The following is an 11626-nucleotide window of genomic DNA, read 5'->3' as shown; positions in this document are numbered from 1 at the left end:
GCAAACCGTATCCACAATTAGCTATCAGCGCGCCAAGAACAACGATATCGGCCAGTTGCAAGTCTGCTTTTTAGTGCTTGTGCCCGCAGCCCTTGTGCGCTGTGGCTGCGCCAGGCAGCACGGCGCCCGGTTCGCGGCCCGCCTCGCCTTCGAAGCCCGCTGCGTGCAGGCGCGCCATGTAATCGGCCCACAGGGTCGCCTGCTCGTTACCGAGCTTGTACAGGTAATCCCACGAAAACAAGCCGGTGTTGTGGCCGTCCGAGAAGGTCGGCTGCACCGCGTAGTTACCCACCGGTTCGAGCGCCGTGACGCCCACATTGCGTTTGCCCAGCTGGAGCACTTCCTGCCCCTGGCCGTGGCCGCGCACTTCGGCCGACGGCGAGTACACGCGCAGCAGCTCGAACGGAATCGAAAAACTGCTGCCGTCTTCAAAGGCGATATCGAGCACGCGCGATTTCTGGTGGACGGTCAGTGCGGTCGGGTTCATGCTGATTTTTCCATGCGGCGGACGATATCGTCCGCCAGTTTCGGCAGCAGCGCGCGGCGCTCCGCCAGGGTCGGTTCGTCGGTCGCGCGCACCGCCACCGTCCACACCGGATTGGGGAAGTGCGCATCGTCGGCGTAGCGCGGAATGACGTGCCAGTGCAGGTGCGGCGTCATGTTGCCAAGGCTGGCGACGTTGATTTTCGCCGGCTTCAAGACATCGCGCAGCGCCAGTTCCACATGCCAGACCGCGTCCATGAACAGCGCGCGGTCGCTCGGCGCCAGGTCGGTCATCTCTTTCACGTGATCGTTCCAGATCACGCGGCAGAAGCCCGGATAGGCGGCGTCGTCGACCAGGATGACCGACAGCTTGTCGTCGCGCCAGATCGGTTCGACCGCCAGTTGGCACAGTTCGCAGCCGTTGACGGCGCTCATACCAGCACCCTCTCGATGCCGCCGTTGTTGGCACGGGCCACGTATTCGGGCAGCCAGTTTTCGCCCAGCTTGTGGCGCGCCATTTCGACGACGATGTAGTCGGCGGTGGTGCCGGCATCGTCGTTGTAGCGCGACAGGCCTTGCAGGCACGATGGGCAGCTGGTCAGGATCTTGACGTCGCCGGTAAAACCATCGGCGCGCAGCTTGTCGGCGCCCTTCTCCATCTCGCCTTCCTTGCGGAAGCGCACCTGGGTGGCGATGTCGGGACGCGATACGCCGAAGGTGCCGGATTCGCCGCAGCAGCGGTCGTTCTTTTCGATCTTGACGTTGTCCACCGTCGACACCAGCGCATTGACGGTCTTGACCGAATCCTGCAGCTTCATCGGATTGTGGCAAGGCTCGTGGTACATGTAGCGCGTACCGCTGACGCCTTCGAGCTTCATGTCCTTTTCGAGCAGGTACTCGTGAATGTCCATGATGCGGCAGCCAGGGAAGATCTTGTCGAACTCATAGGTCGCCAACTGGTCGTAGCAGGTGCCGCACGAAACCAGCACGGTCTTGATGTCGAGATAATTGAGCGTGTTGGCCATGCGGTGGAACAGCACGCGGTTATCGGTCATCATCTTGTCGGCCTTGTCGTACTGGCCGGCGCCGCGCTGCGGATAGCCGCAGCACAGGTAGCCCGGCGGCAGCACGGTTTGCACGCCGACTTCCCACAGCATGGCCTGCGTGGCCAGGCCCACTTGCGAGAACAGGCGCTCCGACCCGCAGCCGGGGAAGTAGAACACGGCTTCGGTATCGGCCGTGGTCACCTTGGGGTTGCGGATGATCGGGATGATCTTGTCGTCTTCGATGTCGAGCAGCGCGCGCGCGGTTTTCTTGGGCAGGTTGCCCGGCATTTTCTTGTTGATGAAGTGGATCACCTGCTCGCGCACGGGCGTCTTGCCGGTGGTCGGCAGCGGTGCGCGGGTCTGCTTCCTGGCAAACTTCTTCAGCACGTTGTGGCCCAGGCGCTGCGCCTTGAAACCCCAGCCGGCCATGACCTGGCGCGTGGCGTTGATGGTCACCGGGTCGGTGGCGTTGAGGAAGAACATCGCCGCCGCATTGGCCGGGCGGAAGGTCTTCTTGTCCATCTTGCGCAGCAGGTTACGCATGTTCATCGACACGTCGCCGAAGTCGATGTTGACCGGGCATGGCGTGACGCACTTGTGGCACACGGTGCAGTGGTCGGCCACGTCTTCGAATTCTTCCCAGTGCTTGATCGAGACGCCGCGCCGGGTCTGTTCTTCGTACAGGAACGCTTCGATCAGCGAGGACGTCGCCAGGATCTTGTCGCGCGGCGAATACAGCAGGTTGGCGCGCGGCACGTGGGTGGTGCAAACCGGTTTGCATTTACCGCAGCGCAGGCAGTCCTTGATGCTGTTGGCGATCTCGCCGATGTCGCTCTGCTGCATGATCAGCGATTCGTGGCCCATCAGGCCGAACGACGGCGTATAGGCGTTGCGCAGGTCGGCCCCGAACTCGGGCAGGTTGAGCAGCTTGCCCTTGTTGAAGCGGCCTTCCGGATCGATGCGCAGCTTGTAGTCGCGGAATTCGCCGATTTCGTCTTCGGTCAAAAATTCCAGCTTGGTGATGCCGATGCCATGCTCGCCCGAGATCACGCCGTCCAGCGAACGCGCCAGCTTCATGATGCGGCCCACGGCTTCGTGGGCGTCCTGCAGCATGGCGTAGTCGTCGGAGTTGACCGGCAGGTTGGTGTGCACGTTGCCGTCGCCGGCGTGCATGTGCAGCGCGACGAACACGCGCGAACGCAGCACCTTTTGATGAATCGCGGTCGACTCGTCGAGAATCAGCTTGTAGGCGGCGCCGTTGAAGATCTGGCGCAGTTGCGCGCGGATCTCCTGCTTCCACGAGACGCGCACGGTGCGGTCCTGCACCACGTCGAACAGGGTGGCGCCGGGCTGCTGCGCCAGGCGCTCGTCGAACACGACGTCGAGACGCTCCATGCCGATGGCGCGCAAGGCGTCGCGCGCGCCGGCCAGCGGCTGGTCGAGTTGCGCCAGCAGCCAGGTCCAGCGCGCGTGCACCGCGCCGAGCAGTTCGTTCGCCTGCTGCACGCGGTCGCCCAGCATTTCTTCGTCGCCGATCGACTCGCCCGAGGCGTCGTCGCTTTTACCGACCGGCAGATTGCCGGCGGCGAAAAACGCGCGCAGTTCGTCGGTCAGTTGCAGCTTGTTCTTGATCGACAGTTCGATGTTGATGCGCTCGATGCCGTCGGTGTACTCGCCCATGCGGTTCAGCGGAATGACCACGTCTTCGTTGATCTTGAAGGCGTTGGTGTGGCGCGCAATGGCCGCCGTGCGGGCGCGGTCGAGCCAGAACTTCTTGCGCGCTTCCGGGCTGACGGCGACAAAGCCTTCGCCCACGCGGGTGTTCGCGATGCGCACCACTTCCGAGGCGGCTTGCGCCACCGCGTTTTCGTCGTCGCCGACGATGTCGCCGAACAGCGCCATTTTCGGCAGCACGCCGCGTTTCGATTTGGTGGCGTAGCCGACCGCGCGCAGATAGCGCTCGTCCAGATGCTCCAGGCCCGCCAGGCGGATGGTGGCGAACGAGGCGCCGCCCTTGGCCGGCAAGCCGTCGAGGTAATCCTTGATTTCGACGATCGATGGAATCGCATCGCGCGCCTGGCCGAAGAATTCGAGGCAGACGGTGCGCGCGTACTTCGGCATCTTGTGCAGGATCCAGCGCGCCGACGTGATCAGGCCATCGCAGCCTTCTTTCTGGATGCCCGGCAGGCCGGACAGGAATTTGTCGGTGACGTCCTTGCCCAGGCCTTCCTTGCGGAAGCGCTTGCCTTCGATGACCAGCATCTCGGTCTTGAACGGCGCATCTTTCGCTTCGCCGCGCGCGTTCGGGTGGGTCCATTCGAGCTTGAAGGTGGCGGTCGGGGCGTCGTGGATCTTCGACAGGTTGTGGCCGATGCGCGTCACTTCCAGCCAGTCGCCGTTGGGGTCGACCATCTTCCACGAAGCCAGGTTGTCGAGCGCGGTGCCCCACAGGACGGCCTTCTTGCCGCCGGCGTTCATGGCGACGTTGCCGCCGATGCAGGACGCTTCGGCCGATGTTGGATCGACCGCGAACACGAAGCCGGCCTTTTCGGCGGCGTCGGAAACGCGTTTGGTGACCACGCCGGCGCCCGAATGGATGGTCGCGTATTCATGGTCCACGCCGGGCAGCATGGTCATTTCGACCTCGCCCAGGGTGACCAGCTTTTCGGTGTTGATGACGGCCGACATGGGCGTGAGCGGGATGGCGCCGCCGGTATAGCCGGTTCCTCCGCCGCGCGGGATGATGGTCAGTCCGAGTTCGATGCAGCCCTTGACCAGGCCCGCCATTTCATCTTCGGTGTCGGGCGTGAGCACCACGAACGGGTATTCGACGCGCCAGTCGGTGGCGTCGGTCACGTGGGCGACCCGCTTCATGCCGTCGAAGCAGATGTTGTGCTTTTCGGTGTAGCGGCCCAGTACCTTGGTGGTGCGCTTGCGCAGATCCCAGGTCTGGCGGAACTCGTTGCCGAAGTCTTCGACCGCTTTCGACGCCGCCTTGAGCAGCTTTTCCACGTTGGCGCTGCGCGCGCGCGCCACTTCGCCGGTGGGGTCGCCGCCGCCCTCCGCATCGACGCTGGTGCGGCGCTTGTCGACTTCGGCCAGGCGGTGATGCAGCGCGTCGATCAGTTCCTGGCGCCGTTTCGGGTTGTCCAGCATGTCGTCCTGCAGGTACGGATTGCGCCGCACCACCCAGATATCGCCCAGTACTTCGTACAGCATGCGCGCCGAGCGCCCGGTCTGGCGCGAGCCGCGCAATTCGTCGAGCAGTTCCCAGGACGACTCGCCCAGCAGGCGGATCACGATCTCACGATCCGAAAACGAGGTGTAGTTATAAGGGATTTCGCGCAGGCGGGTCGCGGCGTGACCATTTGGCGTTTCGGCCAGGAGTGCTTGGATTTGTGCGGGGGCGTTCATGTATTGGTGGACTATGTGGACTGACCCTAAGGGAGTTCATTCTAGCGTATTGCGCTGCACCACGCAGGAACCCCCATCGCTTTTGCATAGGCGGCAAGGGCAATGGGCACAAACAAAACGATGGCGATTTGAGAAATTGACAATAGTTTTGATATTTTTGATCAACTTTGGCAAAACGAAATTTGGTGAAAGTCACGATCACCGAGACGATATGCGGAATCATGCCCGGTCAGCGTTCGCCCATCGCCGCGCGCAGGGCGTCCACATGGCGCTCGCTCACGGGAACCTGCGCGCCGGAGCGCAGGGTCAGGCGCCAGGCGCCGTCGCCCACCACCTCCAGATTGGCGGCCTGGCCGATGCGCACCACGGCGCTGCGGTGCACGCGCAAGAAGCGGGCCGGGTCGAGGTGGCGCAGCAGGCGGCTCAGGGGCAGCCGGTGCATCACGCTGCGCGTGGCCAGGTGCAGGTTGACGTAATTACCGCAGGTTTCGATCCAGTCGACGTCGGCCAGCTCGATGCACTCGATGCGGCCGACCGAGCGCACGCTCACCTGCCGCCAGTACTGGTCCGGCGCGCCGGGGTCGGCCCAGGCGCGCAGCGCGGCGCCGTAGGCCGGCCGCTGGCGCAGGTCGAGCATCGCTTCGGCGCGCGCAAGCGCCGCGGCCAGGCGCGCGTCGTTCACGGGCTTGAGCAGGTAATCGAGGGCGTGCACCTCGAACGCGTCGAGCGCAAAGGCGTTATGCGCGGTGACGAAAATGACCAGCGGCGGATTGGCCAGGGCGGCCAGCGCGCGCGCCAGCACCAGGCCGGAGTCGCCCGGCATCTGGATATCGAGGAAGACCACGTCGACATCCTGCGCGTCGATGATGGCCCGGGCCGCCGACGCGCTGGCGCACTCGCCGGCGACCTGCCAGCGCGCGTGCTCGGCCAGCGCGTAGCGCAGGTTGATGCGGCCGGGTTCCTCGTCGTCGACGATCAGTGCGCGCACCGTCATTGGTCCGGCGCGTGCAGCGGCATGCGGATATCGACCACGAAGCGGCCGTCTTGCAGGCCCGTTTGCAGCGAGGCGTTGTCGCCATACGCCAGGTGCAGGCGTTCGCGCACGTGGCGCAGGCCGAGGCCAAGGCCGGGATTGGCCGAGCGCACGTCGCTGGCGGGGTTGGACACGTGGATCGCCAGGCTTTTGCTGTCGGCGGCAAAAGCGACGCGGATGTCGCTCGGGCGGTCGTGGCAGTCGAGGCCATGGCGCAGCGCGTTTTCGATCAGCGGCTGCAGCAGCAGCGGCGGGATGTCGGCGGCCAGCACGGCCTCGCTGTCGCCGTCGATGCGCACGTGCAGGCGGGCGCCGTAGCGCAGGCGCTGCAAGGCCAGGTAATCGTCCAGGAACTGGCGCTCCTCGCGCAGGCCGACATGATCGCGCGCGCTGGCTTCGAGCGCGTAGCGCAGCAGCGCGCTCAGGTGGTTGATGCCGTCCAGCGCCACCCGCTTGTCGTCGGAGCGCACCAGCGCGCTGATGGCGTTCAGGGCGTTGAAGAGAAAATGCGGTTCGAGCTGGCCGCGCAGGGCCAGCAGGCGTTGCTGCTCAAGTTCGAGGCGCAGGTTCAGATTGTCGCTGTGGGCGCGCATCCAGGCCTGCTCGCGCCGGCGCCCTTCGCGCCAGCTGCATGCGGCCACCACCGCCACGAAGGTAAACGTGACCCATACCAGCGCCATGAACTGCCAGAATCCGGAGCGCGCCAGCGCGGCGTCGATAACCGCCGCTACGCCGGAGAGCTGGCCCTGATCGTAAAGCGTGAGCAGGCGGCCATGGAGCAGTTCGAGCGGCGTCATGACGATTGCCGCCAGCAGGTAGGCCGCCAGTATCCGTGGCACGCTGGCCAGCAGCGCCGGGCGGGCGCTGAAAAAGGCGTAGCAGGCAAAGCTCATCGCCATCAGCAGCAGGTGTTCGCGCCACCACAGCCAGAACATGCGCAGGTAGGAACCGGTATAGCCGGCGCGTTGCAGGTCGTCGCTGTGGTTGCCGACCGCGCCGATGGCGCACAGCACCGTCCAGATGACGACGATCGTGACGAAGGCCTTGGGCAGGCTGGTTTGCGGGGACTGGTTCTGTGCGGTGATCATCGATGCAAAGTATACCAGCGCAAACGGGCCATTTTTCTGCCATGCTGCGGCCTTCGTCATCCAGTTCCGGCGACTCGTCACTTACCGGTGTTGCGCGGCTGGGCGAGCGGACACAATCGGCGTCCCTCTCAACCACTTGGCCGTTCATGAAATACTCTCTCGTTTTGTCGGCGCAGGCGATCGCCCTGCTGTCTTCCTTCAGTCACGCCGTGCACGCCCAGGATGCGGGCGGCGCCATTGCCCAGGTGGAAATCAAGGGCGCCGGCAGCGCCAACGTGCGGCGCGACGATACCGCCGCGCGCATCGTGGTGGGGCGCGACGACATAGCGCAGTACGGCGACACCTCGCTGTCGGCGGTGCTCAAGCGCCAGCCCGGCGTGTCGCTCAGCGGCGGCGAAATCCGCATGCGCGGGCTGGGCGCCGGCTATACCCAATTGCTGGTCAACGGCGACCCGGTGGCGGCCGGTTTTTCGATCGACAGCATCGCCCCGGCGATGATCGAACGGATCGATATTTTGCGCACGGCCACGGCGGAACTGGGCTCGCAAGCCATTGCCGGGACCATCAATGTGATCCTCAAGAAGGGCAACGCGCGCAAGCAGCGCGACGTGAAGCTCGGGACGGGCCTGCTGCCGGGACGGAGCGACCCGTCGGCATCGCTGCAATGGGGCGAGCGCGCCGGCGACCTGGCCTATTCGCTGGCGGCCGAGATGACGCGCACCACCAGCGACAATACCTACATGACGTTCGAGACGCTCGACGATGCGGACAAGGCTGCGCTGGCGCGGCGCGAACTGCGCGAGTGGGCCTCGTTCCGCAACACGCGCCTGAACCTGACCCCGCGCCTGAACTGGACCCTGGCGGACGGCGCCAGCCTGGCGTGGCAGACCTTCATCGACCTGTCGCGCAACTCCAACAACGGCAACGCGATTGAAACCACCGTCTCGGGCGCCAGCACCGCGTATCCGGTCAACGATTACGGCACCAGGTCCGACACCGCGTCGGCGCGCAGCGATCTCACCCTGGCGCGCAACGTCGGGGCCGAGGGCAAGCTGACCGTCAAGGCGGGGCTCACGCACAACAAGCGCGACACCGACTATCTGTTCCGGGGCGCGGGCCAGTCCGGGACGCTGGCGCGCAAGGTGCTCTCGGACGCGGTCGACAACAGCGCCCTCCTGAGCGGCAAATACCTGGCGCCGCTGATGCCGGGCCACGCCGTGGGCATCGGCTGGGAAGGCGGGCGCACCCAGCGCACCGAATCGCGGCGCCAGACCGACAGCACGCTGGCCGGCGAGTCTCCGTCGCAGCTCGATGAAGACTACCGCGCGGTGGTCGGCAGGCTTGCGCTGTTCGCGCAGGATGAATGGACGGTGTCGCCGCGCCTGCAGGCTTACCTCGGCCTGCGCTGGGAAGGGCTGCACACGGCTACCCGTGGCCGCGCACTCGATGAGGTGAGCAGCACGTCGTCGGTGCTCAGCCCCATCACGCAGCTGCTGTGGAAGTTGGGCGGCAAGGACCAACTGCGCGTTTCGCTCTCGCGCACCTACAAGGCGCCGACGGTGCGCAACCTGGTGCCGCGCCGGTACACGGTCAACAACGCCAACGGCCCGACCAATCCCGACGTGCGCGGCAACCCTGCGCTCAAGCCCGAACTGGCGTGGGGTGTCGACACGGCGTATGAAACCTATTTCGGCAAGAACGGCGTGGCCAGCGTGTCGGCCTATGCGCGCCGGATCGACGCGGTGACGGTGCAAACCCTGTACCAGGAAAACGGCGACTGGATTTCGACGCCGTTCAACAACGGCAAGGCCAAGGTGGCGGGACTCGAATTCGACGCCCGCTTCCCGCTGCGCAGCGTGCTGCCGTCGGCGCCGGACATGGACTTGCGCGCCAACGCCGCGCGCAACTGGTCGCGCCTGGACGCGGTGCCGGGACCAAGCAACCGCTTGGGCGACCAGGCACGCATCACGGCCAATCTTGGCGTCGATGCGCGTATCGGGGCGCAGTACACGGCGGGGATGAACCTGAATGTGCAGTACGGCGGGGCGACGCGAATGAGCCGCCACCTGCGCAGCGAGACGGGGCCGGTGCGCCTGCTCGATGTGTACGGGGTGTGGAAAATGGATGCCAGGACGCAGCTGCGCCTGTCGGTGGCCAATGCGCTGCACCGTGACCGCCGCAGCGGCAGCGACTATGCCGACGCCGACGGGCGCAACACGCGCGCGGGGCGCGCATCGTCGGCGGCGGTGCTGCGGATTGTGCTGGAAACGAGCTTGTAGGCGTCAGAACAGCATGTGCCAGAAATTGTTCACCATCTCAGCCAGCTTCTTCCAGAAGCTGTCCGGCACATACAGCAGCGCGGCCGTCATGGTCAGGTAGCGCATGAATTTGCCGATCGCCATATAGCCAAGACTTGGCCAGAACGGCAAATGCAGCCAGCCGCCGAGTGTGCACAGCGGATCGCCAATCCCGGGCACCCACGACAGCAGCATGGTCTTGGCGCCGTAGCGCGCCAGCCAGGCGAACCAGCGCGACTTGCGCTCTTTGGCAAACGCCACCTTGGCGCGGTAGCCGATGAAATAGTCGAGCGCGCCCCCGAGCGTGTTGCCCAGGGTCGCCACCAGGATGGCCGGCCAGAACATGGCCGGATTGGCCTTGATGACGGCAAACACGGCCGGCTCGGACCCGAGCGGCACCAGCGTGGCGGACACGAACGCAATCACGAAGACCGAGCTGAGCCCGACAGCGGGAGCGGCCAGCAATTTGAGCAGCCAGAGGACAGCGGATTCGATCATGGAGACACTTTGATGACTGCTGAAGCCGTCCATTATAATGAGGAAAAATGATTGTACCGACACGATACGCCGAGCCCGTCACCCGGAGACGCGCATCGCACTGCACGCCTCGGTCATCCGCCGACCACACAGTCCAGCGTCAACAGCATCGCGTTCCGGATTTTCCGGCCCAGAATCACTTTGTTTGCAGACTATGACTATCGACTACCTCAAGAAAATCCTGACCGCCCGCGTCTATGACGTCGCCACCGAAACGCCGCTCGAATTCGCGCCGATCCTGTCGCAGCGGATGGAGAACCGCATTTACTTCAAGCGTGAAGACATGCAGAGCGTGTTCAGTTTCAAGCTGCGGGGCGCGTACAACAAGATGGCCAACCTGGCGCCGGCGCAGCTCAAGCGCGGCGTGATCTGCGCCTCGGCCGGCAACCATGCGCAGGGCGTGGCGCTGTCGGCCGCCAAGACCGGCTGCCGCGCGGTGATCGTCATGCCGACCACCACGCCGAGCGTGAAGGTCGATGCGGTCAAGGCCTTCGGCGGCGCCAACGTGGAAGTGATTTTGCACGGCGAGTCGTACACCGACGCCTATAACTTCGCGCTCACGCTCGAAAAAGAACAGAAGCTCGCCTTCGTGCATCCGTTCGACGATCCGGACGTCATTGCCGGCCAGGGCACGGTGGGCATGGAGATTTTGCGCCAGCATTCGGGCCCGATCCATGCCATTTTTGTGGCCATCGGCGGCGGTGGCCTGATCGGCGGCGTGGCCGCGTACGTCAAGCAGATCCGCCCGGACATCAAGATCATCGGCGTGCAGTCGACCGATTCGGACGCGATGGCGCGCAGCCTGAAAGCCGGCGAGCGCGTGACCCTGCCGGACGTCGGCCTGTTCGCCGACGGCACCGCGGTGCGCCTGGTGGGCGAAGAGACCTTCCGCCTGGCGCAGCTGTATGTGGACGAGATCATCCTGGTCGATACCGATGCGATCTGCGCGGCGATCAAGGACGTGTTCCAGGATACGCGCTCAATTCTCGAGCCGTCCGGCGCGCTGGCGGTGGCCGGGGCCAAGGCGTATATCGAGCGTTCGGCGATGAGCAAGAACCCGGTGCGCAGCGAAACGCTGGTGGCGATTGCCTGCGGCGCCAACATGAACTTCGACCGCCTGCGTTTTGTGGCCGAGCGCGCGGAACTGGGCGAAGCGCGCGAAGCGGTGTTCGCCGTGACCATTCCCGAGCAGCGCGGCAGCTTCAAGCGCTTCTGCGCGCTGATCGGGCCGCGCAATGTGACCGAGTTCAATTACCGGGTCAGCGATGCGACGCAGGCGCATGTGTTCGTGGGCGTGCAGATCGCCAGCCGCGGCGAGTCCGGCGTGCTGGCGCGGACCTTCGAGCAGAGCGACTTCAAGACGCTGGACCTGACGCACGATGAACTGGCCAAGCTGCACATCCGCCATTTGGTGGGAGGCAAGAGTGCGTTGGCCCATGACGAACTGCTGTATCGTTTCGAATTCCCCGAGCGTCCGGGCGCGCTGATGCGCTTCCTGGACAGCATGGCGCCGAACTGGAATATCTCGCTGTTCCATTACCGTAATCAAGGCGGTGATGTGGGGCGCATTCTGGTGGGGCTGCAGGTGCCGGTGGAGGAAATGGAAGAATTCCGCCAGTTCCTCACCACGCTCGGATACCGGTATTGGGATGAGAGTGCCAATCCGGTGTATAAGATGTTTTTGGGGTGATGGACGTGCCCTCGCCGACCTAAGCTCCGTCGCTCCCG

General features: G+C 64.9%; 8 protein-coding genes. 2 read left to right on the top strand and 6 right to left on the bottom strand.

Going from position 1 to position 11626, the window contains the following annotated elements:
• Positions 1 to 70: 70 nt before the first annotated feature.
• From F2P45_RS04590 to F2P45_RS04570, 5 genes are all read right to left on the bottom strand, one after another.
• Positions 71 to 487 carry a gamma-butyrobetaine hydroxylase family protein gene (locus F2P45_RS04590; RefSeq protein WP_187367139.1) on the bottom strand — a complete coding sequence of 139 codons (417 nt, stop codon included), beginning with the start codon at positions 485 to 487 and terminating at the stop codon, positions 71 to 73.
• Positions 484 to 918 carry an HIT family protein gene (locus tag F2P45_RS04585; RefSeq protein WP_166870943.1) on the bottom strand — a complete coding sequence of 145 codons (435 nt, stop codon included), beginning with the start codon at positions 916 to 918 and terminating at the stop codon, positions 484 to 486. The genes F2P45_RS04590 and F2P45_RS04585 overlap by 4 nt, the downstream gene beginning before the upstream one ends.
• A complete protein-coding gene (locus F2P45_RS04580; protein WP_166870941.1) occupies positions 915 to 4943 on the bottom strand; it encodes a DUF3683 domain-containing protein in 4029 nt (1342 codons plus the stop codon). The genes F2P45_RS04585 and F2P45_RS04580 overlap by 4 nt, the downstream gene beginning before the upstream one ends.
• 229 nt (positions 4944 to 5172) lie before the next feature.
• Positions 5173 to 5937: a LytR/AlgR family response regulator transcription factor gene (locus tag F2P45_RS04575; protein WP_166870939.1), complete on the bottom strand. Its 765-nt coding sequence runs from the start codon at positions 5935 to 5937 to the stop codon at positions 5173 to 5175.
• Entirely contained in the window at positions 5934 to 7124 is a 1191-nt protein-coding gene (locus tag F2P45_RS04570; RefSeq protein WP_229504912.1) for a sensor histidine kinase, read from the bottom strand. The genes F2P45_RS04575 and F2P45_RS04570 overlap by 4 nt, the downstream gene beginning before the upstream one ends.
• An 86-nt stretch (positions 7125 to 7210) precedes the next feature.
• Here F2P45_RS04570 and F2P45_RS04565 point away from each other — a divergent pair, with 86 nt between their 5' ends.
• Positions 7211 to 9343 carry a TonB-dependent receptor plug domain-containing protein gene (locus tag F2P45_RS04565; protein WP_166870937.1) on the top strand — a complete coding sequence of 711 codons (2133 nt, stop codon included), beginning with the start codon at positions 7211 to 7213 and terminating at the stop codon, positions 9341 to 9343.
• A 3-nt stretch (positions 9344 to 9346) separates the two neighbouring features.
• On the opposite strand, the gene F2P45_RS04560 is transcribed toward F2P45_RS04565, so the two are convergent.
• Positions 9347 to 9859, bottom strand: coding sequence for a YqaA family protein (locus tag F2P45_RS04560; protein WP_166870935.1), 513 nt, complete (start codon positions 9857 to 9859; stop codon positions 9347 to 9349).
• 193 nt (positions 9860 to 10052) lie between these two features.
• Here F2P45_RS04560 and ilvA point away from each other — a divergent pair, with 193 nt between their 5' ends.
• A complete protein-coding gene (gene ilvA / locus F2P45_RS04555; RefSeq protein WP_166870933.1) occupies positions 10053 to 11588 on the top strand; it encodes a threonine ammonia-lyase, biosynthetic in 1536 nt (511 codons plus the stop codon).
• Positions 11589 to 11626: the final 38 nt, after the last annotated feature.

Source organism: Massilia mucilaginosa (genome assembly GCF_011682145.1).
Taxonomy (GTDB): domain Bacteria; phylum Pseudomonadota; class Gammaproteobacteria; order Burkholderiales; family Burkholderiaceae_D; genus Telluria_A; species Telluria_A mucilaginosa.
Note: the sequence above shows the minus strand (reverse complement) of the source record. Positions and strands in the feature narration are given on the sequence as shown.